This is a genomic window from Streptomyces sp. NPDC001339, from assembly GCF_042895955.1.
In the GTDB taxonomy this organism is placed as follows: domain Bacteria; phylum Actinomycetota; class Actinomycetes; order Streptomycetales; family Streptomycetaceae; genus Streptomyces.
This window is the reverse complement of sequence record NZ_JBIAWT010000004.1, coordinates 457,180-473,446: the sequence shown is the minus strand read 5'-3', so window position 1 is coordinate 473,446 and position 16,267 is coordinate 457,180. Positions and strand designations below refer to the sequence as shown.

10 protein-coding genes are annotated in these 16,267 nt (G+C 67.8%); 7 read left to right on the top strand and 3 right to left on the bottom strand.

Annotation, left to right across the window (positions count from 1 at the left end; translation table 11 throughout):
- Positions 1-42: 42 nt before the first annotated feature.
- Positions 43-1,074: an alanine racemase gene (locus ACFY12_RS14300; RefSeq protein WP_390716075.1), complete on the top strand. Its 1,032-nt coding sequence runs from the start codon at positions 43-45 to the stop codon at positions 1,072-1,074.
- A 97-nt stretch (positions 1,075-1,171) separates the two neighbouring features.
- Here the strand turns inward: ACFY12_RS14300 and ACFY12_RS14295 are convergent, their stop codons facing one another.
- On the bottom strand, positions 1,172-2,656 hold the full coding sequence (locus ACFY12_RS14295; protein WP_390716074.1) for a glycosyltransferase family 87 protein: 1,485 nt from the start codon (positions 2,654-2,656) through the stop codon (positions 1,172-1,174).
- 155 nt (positions 2,657-2,811) lie between these two features.
- Positions 2,812-5,493: a transglycosylase domain-containing protein gene (locus ACFY12_RS14290; protein ID WP_390716073.1), complete on the bottom strand. Its 2,682-nt coding sequence runs from the start codon at positions 5,491-5,493 to the stop codon at positions 2,812-2,814.
- Positions 5,494-5,854: 361 nt separating this feature from the next.
- On the opposite strand from ACFY12_RS14290, the gene ACFY12_RS14285 reads away from it, so the two are divergent.
- From ACFY12_RS14285 to ACFY12_RS14270, 4 genes are all read left to right on the top strand, one after another.
- Positions 5,855-6,535, top strand: a complete 681-nt coding sequence (locus ACFY12_RS14285) for a helix-turn-helix transcriptional regulator (RefSeq protein WP_390716072.1) — start codon at positions 5,855-5,857, stop codon at positions 6,533-6,535.
- Between the two features lie 46 nt (positions 6,536-6,581).
- Positions 6,582-7,664, top strand: coding sequence for an inositol-3-phosphate synthase (locus tag ACFY12_RS14280; RefSeq protein ID WP_390716071.1), 1,083 nt, complete (start codon positions 6,582-6,584; stop codon positions 7,662-7,664).
- A gap of 78 nt (positions 7,665-7,742) precedes the next feature.
- Positions 7,743-9,002, top strand: coding sequence for an MFS transporter (locus tag ACFY12_RS14275; protein WP_390716070.1), 1,260 nt, complete (start codon positions 7,743-7,745; stop codon positions 9,000-9,002).
- A 109-nt stretch (positions 9,003-9,111) separates the two neighbouring features.
- Complete coding sequence (locus tag ACFY12_RS14270) at positions 9,112-9,717, top strand: hypothetical protein (RefSeq protein ID WP_390716069.1); 606 nt, start codon at positions 9,112-9,114, stop codon at positions 9,715-9,717.
- A gap of 191 nt (positions 9,718-9,908) precedes the next feature.
- On the opposite strand, the gene ACFY12_RS14265 is transcribed toward ACFY12_RS14270, so the two are convergent.
- Positions 9,909-11,411: a CCA tRNA nucleotidyltransferase gene (locus tag ACFY12_RS14265; protein WP_390716068.1), complete on the bottom strand. Its 1,503-nt coding sequence runs from the start codon at positions 11,409-11,411 to the stop codon at positions 9,909-9,911.
- A 250-nt stretch (positions 11,412-11,661) separates the two neighbouring features.
- On the opposite strand from ACFY12_RS14265, the gene ACFY12_RS14260 reads away from it, so the two are divergent.
- Together ACFY12_RS14260 and murJ are read left to right on the top strand one after the other, a co-directional pair.
- Positions 11,662-13,920, top strand: coding sequence for a DUF6049 family protein (locus ACFY12_RS14260; protein ID WP_390716067.1), 2,259 nt, complete (start codon positions 11,662-11,664; stop codon positions 13,918-13,920).
- A 49-nt stretch (positions 13,921-13,969) separates the two neighbouring features.
- On the top strand, positions 13,970-16,219 hold the full coding sequence (gene murJ, locus ACFY12_RS14255) for a murein biosynthesis integral membrane protein MurJ (RefSeq protein WP_390716066.1): 2,250 nt from the start codon (positions 13,970-13,972) through the stop codon (positions 16,217-16,219).
- Positions 16,220-16,267 lie beyond the last annotated feature (48 nt).

The window sequence follows — 16,267 nt, the reverse complement described above, 5'->3', positions numbered from 1 at the left end:
CATCACCCTGAGAGACCCACGAGAAAGGTTCCGGGCCCGGCCATGGCGCTCACCCTCTACGTCGACACCGCGCGCTGGCGGGCGCACCAGCAGAGCGTTCTCCAGCAGTTCCCCGGGCTGGTCCCGGTCTGCAAAGGCAACGGTTACGGCTTCGGCCATGAGCGTCTTTCGGAGGAGGCAACCCTCCTCGGTGCCGACCTCCTCGCGGTCGGGACGACCTACGAAGCAGCCCGTATCAAGGACTTCTTCAGCGGTGACCTGCTCGTCCTGACCCCGTTCCGGCACGGCGAGGAGCCGGTGCCGCTGCCCGACCGGGCGATCCGCTCGGTCTCCTCGGTCGAGGGCGTGGGCGGCCTGGTCGGCGCCCGGGTCGTCATCGAGGTCATGAGCAGCATGAAGCGCCATGGCGTCAAGCCGGAGGACCTGCCGAAGCTGGCAGCGGCCGTCGAGGACGTACGGCTGGAGGGCTTCGCGATCCATCTGCCGCTGGACCGCACCGACGGGTCCGACTCGGTCGAGGAGGTCATCGGCTGGATGGACCGGCTGCGCGCCGCCCGCCTGCCGCTGCACACCATGTTCATCAGCCACCTCAAGGCCGACGAACTCGCCCGTCTCCAGCAGCAGTTCCCCCAGACCCGCTTCCGTGCGCGGATCGGTACGCGGCTGTGGCTGGGCGACCACGACGCCACCGCCTACCGTGGTTCGGTGCTCGATGTGACCCGAGTGGCCAAGGGTGAGCGCTTCGGCTACCGCCAGCAGAAGGCGGCCTCCGACGGGTACCTGGTCGTGGTGGCCGGCGGTACCTCACACGGTGTCGGTCTGGAATCGCCCAAGGCGCTGCACGGGGTCATGCCGCGTGCCAAGGGCGTGGCCCGGGCCGGGCTGGCGACCGTCAACCGCAATCTCGCACCGTTCGTCTGGGCCGGGAAGCAGCGCTGGTTCGCGGAGCCGCCGCATATGCAGGTGTCGATCCTGTTCGTACCGGCGGACGCGCCTCAGCCGCAGGTCGGCGAGGAGCTGGTGGCCCATCTGCGGCACACCACCACTCAGTTCGACCGCCTCGTGGACCACTGAGCCGGGCCGTATCCGCCCGGCGCTCGGACGCACACCAAGGGCCCGGTACCGCAGACCGCTGCGGTACCGGGCCCCGTGCCTGTCCACTGCTGCCGCCTCAGTCCCGTACGACGCCCCAGCGCACCTGTGACGCTCCCTCGAACTGCGCCGCGTGCCGAGGCGGATGGTATGCGGCCCTTCCGAGCACGAACGCATCGGGCCTGCGGTCCAGGACCCCGCCCGACGGATCGTCGTCACCGTCCCTGCGGACCACATCTCGCTCCGGCATCAGCACGTCCCGTACGACCACGGCGCACAGGTAGAGCGTGCCCAGGAGGTGCAGAGCGATGGCGAGCTGGTAGCCCTCCGTCGGCAGGCCCTGGTGCTTGTCACCGTTGCCGGTGTAGGCGAGGTACATCCAGATCCCCAGGAAGTACATGACCTCGCAGGCCTGCCAGACCAGGAAGTCCCGCCAGCGCGGCCGGGCCAGCACGGCGAGGGGGGTCAGCCACAGCACGTACTGCGGTGAGTAGACCTTGTTGGTGAGGATGAACAGCGCGACGACGAGGAAGGCGAGCTGCGCGAAGCGCGGCCGGCGGGGGGCGTAGAGGGTCAGCAGCCCGATGGCGCCACAGCCGAGGATCATCAGCAGGGTGGCATAGGTGTTGGCGTTCTCCAGGGAGTAACCGGTGCGCTGCGAGATCAGCAGCCAGACCGATCCGAAGTCGATGGGCCGCTCCTGGCTGAAGGTGTAGAACTTCGCCCAGCCTTCTCTGATGTGGAACCCGCTCGCATCGTGCGTAATCATCACCGGCAGGTTCACCACCAGCCAGGACGCCACGGCACCCGCCACAGCCTTCCCGTACGCGCGCCAGGTGCCCGCACGCCAGCACAGCACCAGCAGGGGGCCCAGCAGCAGCACCGGGTACAGCTTCGCCGCGGTCGCCAGCCCGAGCAGCACCCCGGCCGCGAGCGGGCGGCTGCGGGACCACATCAGCATCCCGGCGGCGGTCAGTGCGATCGCCAGCAGATCCCAGTTGATGGTGGCGGTCAGCGCGAAGGCGGGTGCGAGGGCGACCAGGAGACCATCCCAGGGACGGCGCCGGTGGGTGCGGGTCACGCATACCGCGATCACCACGGCACAGATCATCAGCATCCCGGCGTTGACCAGCCAGTAGATCTGTTCACGGTCCTGGATCGTCCCGCTGTGCGGTGTCATCCAGGAGGCGACCTCCATGAAGACCCCCGTCAGCACGGGGTACTCGAGGTACTCCATGTCTCCCGGCAACCGGTCGAAGTACGGGATCAGCCCGTCGGCGAAACCTCGCCCCGTGTAGAGGTGGGGGATGTCGGAGTAGCACGCGTGCGTGTACTGGCTTGTGGCACCGAAGAACCAGCCACCGTTGTAACAGGGCAGCTTCTGCACCATGCCGAGCGCGAACATGCCGAGTGCGACCAGCGCGATGACCCGCACCGGCGTCAGCCGGCTCGTTCCGAGCAGCGCGCGCCGGCCGAGGGGCCCGCCGACCAGCTCGCTGCCGGCCGCCGCCACCTCATCCCGCCTCGTCGGCCGTACCGGCTCGTCCTGTCGCACGCTCGTCATGGCCCCATCCTGCCGTACGGCCCAGGGCAGAACGTGGCGAAGCCCCTGACCGGACGAGCCGGTCAGGGGCTTCGTGTCGCCCTGTTTCACGTGAAACCGTCGGCGTGTTTCACGTGAAACGAGGGGCCTGTTTCACGTGAAACGGTGGGCGGGCGTCAGTTGCCCATCCCGCCGAAGAGACCGCCATTGCCTCCCCCGCTGTTTCCCCCGTTACCGCCTCCGGGGGTGCCCGGGTCCGGGGTAGCCGTCGCACCACCATCGGTGGTGCCACCGTCCATACCACCGTCCATACCGCCGGTGTCCGTCCCACCGCTGTTCCTGCAGTCGACGTCCCACGGAGCGCAGGTGTCGGTCGGGGTCACGCTCGGCGTGCCCGACGGAGTGGCGGACTGACTGGGAGTCTGCGACGGGGTCGCGGACGGAGTGTCCGAGGGCTTGGGAGTCGGCGTCGGCGATGGCATACCTGCCTGGTCCGCCCGCTCCCCGATGGGCAGGGCGGCCGGGAACGGTTCCGGCGTGACGCCCTGCATCGCCTGCAGCATGAACTCGGTCCACACCTCGGTGGGGAGCGCGCCACCATGGATCGAGTCGAAACCGCCGACTCCGTTCATGGACAGCTGACGCGGGTTCTTGGGGTCCTCACGGAACATCGTGATGGCCGTCGAGAGCTGCTTGGTGTAGCCCACGAACCAGGCCGACTTGTTCTCGTCGGTGGTACCGGTCTTACCCGCTGCCGGCATGTCCAGCCGACTGGCTTTCTTGGCCGTGCCCTTCTTGATGACGTTCTCCAGCACCTTGGTCACATTGTTGGCGATGTTGGCATCGATCACCGACTCCTTCTTGGGCTTCTCGAAGCCCTGCACCTCTTCGCCCTTGGAGATCACCTTGGTCACCGAGTACGGCTCGACCTTCGTCCCCGATTCGGCGAACGTCGCATAGGCATCCGCCATCCGAATCGCACTCGGCGTTGAGGTGCCCAATGCGAAGGACGGGTTGAGGTTCTTGTCGAAGCTGGCCGGCAAGATGCCCGCGGCCTCCGCCATTTCACGGACCTTGACCATCCCGACATCCATGCCGAGCTGCACGAACGGGGTGTTGACGGACTGCTCCATCGCCTTGTTCAGGCTGATGTAACCCCAGGGATAGTCGCTCTCGTTCACCTGATAGAAGGGCGAGTTATCCTTTTTCATCACATAACTGCCGTCTGCCTTCTTCACCTTGAGGTGGTCATTGCCGTTGTACCGACTGTCCGGCGACAACCCCTGAGGCTGAGTCCTGGGCACGCCGTACTTCATCGCCGCCGCGAGCACGAACGGCTTCCAGGTCGAGCCGACCGGCACACCGTAGGTGTCCGCGTTGTTGCTGAAGTGCCCCTTGTTGTACCCCGCACCGCCGTACAGGGCCACGATCGCACCGTCCCCCGGGACCACGGAGGCACCACCGAACTGTACGTATTTGTCCCGTTCACGCTTCTCCGGGTCGATGTACCGCTTGTCGACCGTCTTCACCGCCGCCTCGAGCTGACGGGTCTTCTTCTCGTCGAAGGTGGTCTGGATCGTGTAGCCGCCCTTGTCGAACCGGGCTTCACTGATGTCCGCGTGCTTCAGCACGTACTTCTTGGCGGTATCCATCAGGTAGCCGATCTGACCGCTCTTGCCGGCCACCGGCTTCGGTGGGATAGGCGTGGGGAACCTGGTGTACTTGGCCCGCTCCCCCTGCGACATCATCTTGTTCTCGACCTCCCGGTCGAGGATCCAGCTCCACCGCGCCTGGGCACGCTTGGTGTTCGCCGCCCGCGTCGCACCCGGGCCGGTGCCGCCCGCCGGGTCGTACAGGTCAGCGCCCTTGAGCACGGTAGCCAGGAAAGCGCCCTCGTCCGGCTTCAGGTCCTTGGCGTTCTTGCCGTAGTACGCCTGGGCGGCCGCCTGGATGCCGTACGCACCTCGGCCGTAGTAGCTGGTGTTCAGGTAGCCCTGGAGGATCTGCGGCTTGGTCATCTTCCAGCCGACCTTGATCGCGATGAAGAGCTCTTTGAACTTGCGATCGATGGTCTGTTCCTGGGAAAGCATCGCGTTCTTGACGTACTGCTGGGTGATGGTCGAACCACCCTGCGTCTCGCCACCCCTGGCCATGTTCAACAGAGCACGCGCGATACCCATCGGGTCCACACCCGAGTCGTTCCAGAAGGAAGCGTTCTCCGCGGCGACCGCCGCGTTCTTCATGGACGGCGGGACGTCATATATGTCGATGTTCTGGCGGTTCGTGTGACCATCGCGCGCCATGACCTTGCCGTTGGACCAGAGGTAGACGTTGTTCTGCGACTTGGCGGCGTCACTCTCCTTGGGAACGGTCACCATGGCCAGCGCGACCCCGGCACTGCCCACGACCAGAGCGGCGAACCCGATGCAGATGCTGGCGACCTGCTTCCAGGACGGTACGAAACGCCGCCAGCCGGCCCGGCCGGCACGCGGATAGTCGACAAGGCGCCGCTTGGCAGGCTTCCCACCGCCACGGCCGCGCCCACGTCCCCCCTCGGGGCCGCCGCCACCACCGCCACCGCCGCGACGCCCGCCACCGCGGCCACCGCCGCCGACGGAGCCCAGCTCCATGGTGTTGTCGGACTCGCCCCGCCGGCCACCGCGCTGGGCCGCTCTACGCGCCTCGGCACGGCCGCCCGCCCGCGGCCCCCGCCCCGACCCCTCTCCATAGGGGACAGAACCACCGCCAGAGCCACGCGAAGGGGCAGCGCGACGCCCCGGCGACTGCTGTGCGGCGCGTCGGGCCGCGGCACGTCCGCCACCCTGCGGCTGTGGCGGTTTGCGACGGTGCTCGCTCATGGAACGGTTACTCCTCGGGCAGGCGTGCTCTCTCGTCGCCTGAAGGCGGCAGGTGCCCTCAGGTCCCCCCGATGCGCGGGCCGCTCCTGATGCGCGGCCCGCACTACACCGAGGACGGGGACACCAGAAATCGGCCCACGGTTCCCGGCAGTCTGCATGCCGCACAGACTACGCACGGCCAAAACCTGCCCAGTGTCGAAATTCACTCCAAATCAGTCAGGTCGCATCGCACGAATCGGTGATGTGATGCCGTTCACCCTCTTCCCACTTGTTCACCTCCAGGGGCCGTCCTATCGTCTGGATGTATCGAGTCGATACATCAGCACGGCATAAAGAACACACCGGCCCGAGGAGGCGGAGGATGAGCAGACGCTCCGGAATCCTCGAATTCGCCGTCCTCGGACTGCTCCGCGAATCCCCGATGCACGGCTATGAGCTGCGGAAACGACTCAACACCTCGCTCGGGGTGTTCCGTGCGTTCAGCTACGGCACCCTCTACCCCTGCCTCAAGGCGCTGGTCGCGAACGGCTGGCTCGTCGAGGAGACGGACGGCGCGCAGGAGGCCGTTCCGACTGCGGCACTGACGGGGCGCCGGGCCAAGATCGTCTACCGATTGACCGCGGCGGGCAAAGAACGCTTCGAGGAGCTGCTCGCCCACTCCGGCCCGGATGCCTGGGAGGACGAGCACTTCGGTGTCCGCTTCGCATTCTTCGGCCAGACATCGCGGGACGTACGGATGCGCGTGCTGGAGGGCCGCCGCAGCAGGCTGGAGGAGCGCCTCGAGAAGATGCGCACGTCCTTGGCCAGGTCGCGCGAGCGGCTGGACGACTACACCCTCGAACTGCAGCGTCACGGCATGGAGTCCGTGGAGCGCGAGGTCCGTTGGCTGAACGGGCTCATCGAGAGTGAACGTGCCGGGCGCGACCAGCGCCCACCGCGTCCCGCAGCGCAGGACCGGAAGAACCAGTCAGGAGATACGGGCGGCCTGCCCCGGCACCGGGGTGGATCCCGGCCGGACCCGTCCGACGACACCACCACATGAGGCTCTGCTGCACAGGCCCTCATCGAGAACACAGGGAGCAATCGGAATGGGTTCGGTTCGCGTAGCCATCGTCGGCGTGGGCAACTGCGCCGCCTCGCTGGTACAAGGCGTCGAGTACTACAAGGACGCCGACCCGAAGAGCCGTGTGCCCGGGCTCATGCATGTGCAGTTCGGCGACTACCACGTGCGTGACATCGAGTTCGTGGCTGCCTTCGACGTTGACGCCAAGAAGGTCGGCCTCGATCTCGCGGACGCCATCGGCGCCAGCGAGAACAACACCATCAAGATCTGCGACGTGCCGAACACCGGTGTGCAGGTCCAGCGCGGCCACACCCTCGACGGTCTGGGCAAGTACTACCGCCAGACCATCGAGGAATCCGCCGAGGAGCCGGTCGACGTCGTCCAGGTCCTCAAGGACAGGCAGGTCGACGTCCTGGTCTGCTACCTCCCCGTCGGCTCCGAGGACGCCGCGAAGTACTACGCCCAGTGCGCCCTCGACGCCAAGGTCGCGTTCGTCAACGCCCTGCCGGTCTTCATCGCCGGGACCAAGGAGTGGGCGGACAAGTTCACCGAGGCCGGCGTCCCGATCGTCGGTGACGACATCAAGTCTCAGGTCGGCGCTACGATCACGCACCGCGTGATGGCCAAGCTGTTCGAGGACCGGGGCGTCATCCTGGACCGCACGATGCAGCTGAACGTCGGCGGCAACATGGACTTCAAGAACATGCTGGAGCGGGAGCGCCTGGAGTCCAAGAAGATCTCCAAGACCCAGGCCGTCACCTCCCAGATCCGGGACCGTGAGCTGGGCGAGGACAACGTCCACATCGGCCCCTCGGACTTCGTGGCCTGGCTGGACGACCGCAAGTGGGCCTACGTCCGCCTCGAGGGCCGTGCCTTCGGTGACGTCCCGCTGAACCTGGAGTACAAGCTCGAGGTCTGGGACTCCCCGAACTCCGCGGGAGTCATCATCGACGCCCTGCGCGCCGCGAAGATCGCCAAGGACCGCGGCATCGGCGGACCGGTGCTCTCCGCCTCCTCGTACTTCATGAAGTCGCCGCCGGTGCAGTACTTCGACGACGAGGCGCGGGAGAACGTCGAGAAGTTCATCAACGGCGAAGTCGAGCGCTGACGCGCCCGCCACACCCGCCCTACGTGGGCCCCTGGGTATTCCACCCGGGGGCCCACGAGCTGTGTGAGGCTGTGCCTCATGCATGCTCTGCGCAGTCTGCGTGTGTTACTCCGGCTACGCGACTTCCGCTCGCTCCTTGCCGTACGGCTCCTGTCCCAGGCGGCCGACGGCGTGTTCCAGGTCGCACTCGCCACCTACGTCGTCTTCTCGCCCGAGAAGCAGGCCTCACCCACCGCCATCGCCTCCGCCATGGCGGTCCTGCTACTGCCGTACTCGCTCCTCGGTCCGTTCACCGGTGTTCTGCTCGACCGCTGGCGGCGCCGACAGGTCCTGCTGTACGGAAACCTGCTGCGGGCGCTGCTGGCCATGGCGACCGCTGCGCTGATCGTGTCAAAGGTCCCCGACTGGCTCTTCTACGCCTCGGCCCTCTCGGTGACCGCCGTGAACCGCTTCGTCCTGGCCGGGCTCTCCGCCGCGCTCCCACGGGTGGTCGACGGTGAGGAGAAGCTGGTCATGGCGAACTCCCTTGCCCCCACGGCCGGAACGCTCGCCGCCACGGCCGGCGGCGCACTCGCCTTCGCCGTACGGCTGGCCGGCTCGGATGTGGACGCGTTTGTCGTGCTGCTCGCCGCCGCCCTGTACTTCTGCTCGGCCCTGACCGCCCTGCGGATGGCACCACAGTTGCTCGGCCCCGACCCGACCATGCTCCAACCCGACCTCCGGGAAGCCCTGTTGAGCACCGCACGAGGTCTCGTGGAGGGACTACGGCACCTTGCCGAGCGACGTACCGCGGCCCGTGCACTGGCCGCGATGACGCTGGTCCGCTTCTGCTATGGAGCGCTCACCGTCACGGTGCTGATGCTGAGCCGGTACTCATGGTCGAGCACCGAGCCCGAGGGCCTGGCGCTGCTCGGCATCACTGTCGGAGTGTCAGGAGCGGGCTTCTTCATGGCCGCTGTCACCACCCCCTGGGCAGTCGCCCGGCTCTCCCCGTTCGGCTGGATCGCCTGCTGTGCCGCTCTGGGCACCGTACTGGTGCCGTCGCTCGGTCTGTTCTTCTTGCCGGGGCCGATGCTGGCCGCCGCATTCGTCCTCGGACTCAGCACTCAAGGGACCAAGATTTCCACGGACACCATCGTCCAGTCGTCGGTCGACGACGCCTTCCGTGGGCGGGTCTTCGCCCTCTATGACGTCCTGTTCAACGTCGCATTCGTCGGTGCCGCCGCGGTCGCCGCACTCATGCTGCCGCCGGACGGCAGGTCGAGCGCGCTGCTCCTCGTAGTGACCGCGCTCTACGCGATCGTCACCGCGGCGATGGTCCGTTTCCGACGGAGTTAGGCATCGAGGCCCCGTCTTCGGCGATCCCACTGGTGCAGTGCATCAACCGGACCGGATACCTTACGGGCGTCCTACACCAGCCTGTACATATCAATATCGGGGGAGTTCCATGACCACGCCGCCGCAGGGCCAGAACCCGTACGGTCAGGCGCCGTACGGTCAGGCGCCGTACCCGCCACAGCCATACGGGCAGCAGCCATACGGGCAGAGTCCGTACCCGCAGGCGCCGGCGCCTCAGCCCCCTTACGGCCAGCCGCCCCAGGGCGGATACCCCTACGCCCAGCAGCCGCAGGCTCCGTACGGCCCGCCGCAGCCGGGGTACCCCGCGCCGCCGCCACAGCCCCACATGCAGAGCGGGGCTCCGGTACCTCCGCCGCAGCCCGCCAAGCGCCGGTCCGTCAAGGGCATTCTGCGGGGGATAGGCGCCGTCATCGCAGTGATCGTCGTCGCGGTCGCCTGGTTCAGCAGTCGGGACAACGCGAGCTCCGCCGAGGCCGGCGACTGTGTGCACAAATCCAGCAGCTCGCTCGACGACGGCCTAGAGGTGGTGGACTGCAGCGACGCGAAGGCCCAGTACAAGGTGACCGCGGTACACAACGGCACCTCGGATACCTCCGTGTGCCCCGCGGGGGAGCCGTCCTACGTCAAGACAACGCACCGCCGCAGGCGTGCCGACACCGCCATGGTGCTCTGCCTGACCGCAGTGAAGAAGTAGCCGGACCGCACACACGGATAAGCGCTGGGGTGGTGTTTCACGTGAAACACCACCCCAGAGTCGCGACCCCGGTGTTTCACGTGAAACCGGCAGTGGGGTGACTGTCACGTTTCACGTGAAACAGGTGGGACGGGTCCCGATGTTTCACGTGAAACGTCAGGTTCGCCCGACCGTTCGTTTCACGTGAAACATCAGCCCTGAGAGCTCTGAGAGCCCTCTCCGGCCTCAGCCGCCCACCACTCCTTGAGTGCGGCGATCGCCACCTCTCGCTCCATCGGCCCGTTCTCCAGCCGGATCTCCAGCATCTGCTTGTACGCCCTGCCGACCTCCGGCCCCGGACGGATGCCCAGGATCTGCATGATGTCGTTACCGTCCAGGTCCGGACGGATCGCATCCAGCTCTTCCTGATCCTTCAGTCGCGCAATGCGCTCCTCAAGCCCGTCATAGGCACGCGACAGCGCAGCGGCCTTGCGCTTGTTACGGGTGGTGCAGTCCGAGCGGGTGAGCTTGTGCAGTCGTTCCAGCTGCGGGCCGGCGTCCCTGACATAGCGACGGACCGCGGAGTCCGTCCACTCGCCCGTTCCATAGCCGTGGAAGCGCAGATGAAGTTCCACCAGACGTGAGACGTCCTTGACCAGGTCATTGGAGTACTTCAGGGCGGTCATCCGCTTCTTGGTCATCTTCGCGCCCACCACCTCGTGGTGGTGGAAGGAGACCCGGCCATCCAGCTCGAAGCGCCGCGTCTTGGGCTTGCCGATGTCGTGCAGCAGGGCCGCCAACCGGAGCACCAGATCAGGTCCGTCCTCTTCGAGGTCGATCGCCTGCTCCAGAACCGTCAGCGAGTGCTCGTAGACGTCCTTGTGGCGGTGGTGCTCATCGCTCTCCAGCCGCAGGGCCGGCAGCTCAGGCAGGATGTGGTCGGCCAGACCGGAGCCGACCAGCAGCCGCAGCCCCTTGCGCGGGTTCGGCGCCAGGATCAGTTTGTTCAGCTCGTCCCGTACACGCTCGGCGGAGACGATCTCGATACGGTCCGACATCGCCGTCATCGCGGCCACGACCTCGGGGGCGACCTCGAAGTCCAGCTGGGCGGCGAAACGGGCCGCGCGCATCATCCGCAGCGGGTCGTCGGAGAAAGACTCCTCCGGCGTTCCCGGCGTCCGCAGCACCCGGGCAGCCAGGTCTTCCAGCCCGTCGTGCGGATCGACGAACTCCTTCTGCGGCAGAAGGACCGCCATGGCGTTCACCGTGAAGTCCCGGCGGATGAGATCTTCCTCGATGGAGTCGCCGTAGGACACCTCGGGCTTGCGGGAAGTGCGGTCGTAGGCCTCGGAGCGGTAGGTCGTGATCTCGATGTCGAACGAGTCCTTCTTGCAGCCGACCGTGCCGAAGGCAATGCCGACCTCCCAGACCGCGTCCGCCCACGGCCGGACGATCTTCAGGACGTCCTCGGGACGAGCGTCCGTGGTGAAGTCCAGATCGTTGCCGAGCCGGCCCAGCAAGGCATCCCGGACCGAGCCGCCGACCAGGGCAAGCGTGAACCCGGCCTCCTGGAATCGACGGGCCAGGTCATCCGCGACGGGGGACACCCGCAGCAGTTCGCTCACGGCGCGCCGCTGCACATGGTTCAGCGCGTTCGTCGACTGCGGCGTCCGCTCGGCGTGCGGGGTGGAGAGGTCATCGTTGGCGTTCGGCACAACAGAACAGGGTACGTGGCCGCGCCGCGCGAGGCGTCACGTAATAAAGGGGACAGGCCGGTCGCCCTGCCGTCAGGCCCTGCGATCATGTGGCGCAGTCCCCGGCACTCTGGCGCACCGGGCCTCGTTACCATTCGTGGACGCACATTCCGACGACCACTGACGACGACGAGGGACGGGCGAGCGCGTGGCCGAGGCGGCAGGGTTCCAGGGGAGTGAACGGCCGCGTGGCCGATGGTTGCGAAGGACTGTGACCGTGCTCACCGGCGCGCCCCTGCTCGCGGGGCTGCTCCAGCTTCCACACTCCGCTCCCGCCCAGGCAGCTCCGACCGGCTCCCGGACGGTCGACGTCTCCATCGACTCGATGTCCCCCTCCGCTCCCGGCAAGGGCGACACGGTCACCGTCTCCGGCACCCTGAAGAACGACGGCCACAGCACGATCACCGATGCACATGTGGGTCTGCGCCTCGGCGGCGAGGCGCTGGGCAGCCGCAGCGCCATCGAGGCCGCGACACATCGCACCGGCTATCTGCCCGGAGTGGACGGCCCGGAGATCAAGGGACACCAGGAGAAAGTCGACAAGCTGGAGCCGGGCGTCAGCCGCCCCTTCACCCTCAGCGTGCCGGCCAAGGACCTCGAACTCGGCGACGACGGCGTGTATCAGATCGGCGTCTCTCTGTCCGGGCGCTCGCAGGCCTCGCCGTCCGAGCAGGTCCTCGGCATCGACCGGACGTTCCTGCCCTGGCAGTCCGCCAACGTCGACAAGAAGACGCAGCTCACGTACCTGTGGCCGCTGGTCTCCACCACCCACCTCACCGCCGAGACCGGGGCCGATCCCCAGCAGACACCGGTCTTCCGCAACGACGATCTCGCCGCTGAGCTCGCGCCAGGAGGCCGGCTGCAGCAGATGGTCACACTCGGCAAGAACCTTCCGGTGACCTTCGTCATCGACCCCGACCTGCTCGCCACCGTCGATGCCATGACCAGGCCGTACCGTGTGAACGGTCCGGACGGCCCGATGGGCAGGAACCAGGCCGTCGCCAAGCAGTGGCTGCACGAGCTCGAAGAGGCGGTCAAGACGCACGAGGTCATCGCGCTGCCCTTCGCCGACCCCGACCTCGCCTCGCTCGCTCACCACGGCAAGGGCGTACCCAGCGCGCTCCGCCACCTCGGCCCGGCCACCAAGCTGGCCGACAGGACCGTCGACACGGTCCTCGGCGTCAAGCCCCGTACGGACTTCGCCTGGCCCGTGAACGGCGCGATCGACCGCTCCATCGTCGACGTCGCCACCTCGGCCGGGGCCCACAACGTGATCACCCGCAGCGACAGCCTTCGGGAGACCCGTGAGCTGGCGTACACACCGACAGCGGCCCGCCCCATCGGCAGCGGCAACACGGCGATCGTCGCGGACGCACAGCTCTCCCGGGCCTTCGAGGGCGATATGTCGAAGGCCACAGACGCCACCCACGCGGTGCAGGAGTTCCTCGCCCAGACCCAGATGATCAGCCTCCAGGACCCGGACCGGCAGCGCAGCATCGTCGTCGCCCCGCAGCGCATGCCGTCGGTGAGCCAGGCCCATGCCATGGCCGGCGCGCTGCGGCAGCTGACGGAGTCCGAACGCTGGACCCAGCCGCTGAACCTCAGTGGCGCGACCAAGGCCAAGCCTGACCCCGCGGCCGACCGCCAGGTGCCGAGCAGCAGCTCGTACCCGTACTGGCTGCGCAAGCAGGAGCTCCCCACCGACGCCTTCCGGCAGATCCAGGGCACCCAGACCGCGCTGGACGACTTCCGGGTGAACCTGGCCCAGCCGGAGCGCGTGGTGACCCCGTTCGGCAATGCCATCATGCGGGAGATGTCGACGGGGTGGCGGGGAGAGGCCTCCGATGCCGCCGCCTACCGGCGCTCCGTACGCGGCTACCTCGACGGGCTGACGAAGAAGGTCCACCTGATCCAGAAGTCGGGGGCCACGCTCTCCGGGCGCAGCGCCACGATCCCGGTGACGGTGCAGAACAACCTGCTCCAGGGCGTCAAGAACATGACGCTGAAGCTGACCTCCTCCCAGCCCAACCGTCTGGACGTGGGGAAGCCGCAGCAGATCACGGTGGACGGCGGGCACAGCCAGTCGTTCAAGTTCGACACCACGGCCAACGCCAACGGCCGGGCGTGGGTGACCGCACAGCTCTACTCGGCCGACGGAAAGCCCTACGGTTCCCCCATGACGTTCCAGGTGAACGTCACGGAGATCACTGCGACGGTGATGCTCGTCATCGCGGGCGGCGTCCTGCTGCTCGTCCTCGCCGGCGTGCGGATCTACCTCCAGCGCAAGCGGGCAGCGGCCCTGCGCGCCGAGGACGGGGCGGACGGCGACGGTGCCGACGGCGCGGCAGGCGTGGACGGAGACAACGGTGGCACAGACGGGGAAACGCCCGAGCAGCCGAGTGACCCCATGCCGGACACCGGTTCGGAAAACTCCGGCCCGTCCGGCTCAGGTGAGAAAGTGGACCGTTGATATATGGCGGGGCCGGATGGCCGGCGACGGATGAGGTGGGGCAGCAGCGATGAATGCGCCGTACGACGGTGACCGGGGCCGGGGCGCCAATGGCGAGCCCACGGGGCCGGTCCCTCCGACGCCCCCGTTCCCCACGGACCGGGACCCCTTTGTCCAGGACGCCTACCCTGCTGATCCGCCCCGGTCCCAGGACCCCACGGTCCAGGGACCGGTGACCGAGGCACTCCACGACCGCCCCACGTCCCCGCCATCGCCCCCGGGACAGCCTGGGCAGCCCACACAGCCGCTCTACCCGCAGCCCGCGCCGGGCGGGCACATTCCGGACCCCCAGCAGTGGCCCTCACCCCCGCCGCCCGAACCGCACGGGCCGCCCCACCACCTCTCGTACGGCGATGCCGCCGCGACCACCCAGTTCGCAGGCGTCAACGACCCCTTCCGCCAGGCCGCCGACGAGCGCCCAGAGGCCAATGCCTTTGCGCATCTGTACCGGGACCAGCAGCCCTATGAGCCCCAGCGCCCGGCGGCCGGACCACCTGCCGGTGTACCCGCCGGCCCTTCTGCCGGGCCGTCCGCGGCCGGTGCGGCGCCGGTCCCGGACGCCGTTCCCCAGCAGAGCGCGCCGACGCCGGAACCCGCACCCGTGGCGGCGGCCAGCAAGCCCTCCGGCGGCCGCGCCTCCGGCCTGCTGAAGTCCAGCGCGGTCATGGCTGCCGGCACGATGGTGTCCCGTCTGACGGGCTTCATCCGCTCGGCGCTGATCGTCGCGGCGCTCGGTGGCGCGGTGCTCGGCGACTCCTGGCAGGTCGCCTACCAGCTGCCGACGATGATCTTCATCCTGACCATCGGCGGGGGTCTGAACTCCGTCTTCGTCCCGCAGCTGGTGCGGGCCATGAAGGAGGACGACGACGGCGGCGAGGCCTACGCCAACCGGCTGCTGACGCTGGTCGTCGTGGTCCTGGGTGCCCTGACGGTGCTCGCGGTGGTCGCGGCACCACTCCTGGTGAAGCTGGTCTCCTTCGACATCTCACGTGATCCGGCGGCCAATGAGGTCGCCGTCGCCTTCACCCGCTACTGCGTACCCACGATCTTCTTCATGGGTCTGCATGTGGTGCTGGGGCAGATCCTCAACGCCCGTGGCCGCTTCGGCGCGATGATGTGGACCCCGGTCCTGAACAACATCGTCATGATCGCCACGTTCGGCCTGTTCATCGGGGTCTACGGCACGGCGAAAACCTCGCACATCGGCGTCACCACCATCCCCGACGAGGGCATCCGGCTGCTGGGGATCGGCACCCTCCTCGGGCTCGTCGTCCAGGCGCTGGCGATGATCCCGTACCTGCGCGACGCCGACTTCGTGCTCCGGCTGCGCTTCGACTGGCGTGGCCACGGTCTGGGCAAGGCCGCCAAGCTGGCCAAGTGGACTGTGCTGTTCGTGCTCGCCAACCAGGCGGGCGTACTGGTCGTGACCCAGCTCTCCACCTGGGCCGGCAACACCGCCGACCGGCAGGGCCACCCGGGCACCGGCTTCATCTCGTACGCCAGCGCCCAGCTGATCTGGAACATGCCGCAGGCGATCATCACCGTCTCCGTGATGGCGGCGCTGCTGCCGCGGCTGGCACGGTCCGCGCACGACGGTGACACCGGGGCCGTCCGGGACGACATCTCGCAGGGTCTGCGCACCTCCGCCGTCGCCATCGTCCCGATCTCGTTCGGCTTCCTCTCCCTCGGCATCCCGCTGTGCATGCTGGTCTACGGCTCGTCCGGCGCCGGCATCCCGATGGGCTACATGCTGATGGCCTTCGGCGTGGGCCTGATCCCGTTCTCGGTTCAGTACGTCGTCCTGCGCGCCTTCTACGCGTATGAGGACACCCGGACGCCCTTCTACAACACGGTGATTGTCGCCGCCGTCAACGCGGCGGCCTCCGGCTTGTGCTTCCTGATCCTGCCCGCCCGCTGGGCGGTGGTCGGCATGGCGGCCTCGTACGGCCTGGCGTACGTCATCGGTGTAGGTGTGGCCTGGCGCCGACTGGGCAAGCGGATGGACGACGACCTGGACACGACTCGTGTCGTGCGGACCTATGCGCGGCTGGCCGGCGCCAGCATCCCGGCCACGCTCGTCTCCGGGGCCGTGGTCTACGCCCTGATGCAGCTGCTCGGAAGTGGATTCCTGGGCTCGCTGACCGCGCTGATCGTCGGTGCCGCCGCGCTCCTGGGCGTGTTCTACGTCGCCGCACGCAAAATGCGCATTGAGGAAATGAACGCCCTGGTCGGCATGGTCCGGTCAAAGCTTGGACGTTGACCGGGCACAACCATCGACTGCCACTGTGTGTCGTGCATAGTGGCGGAC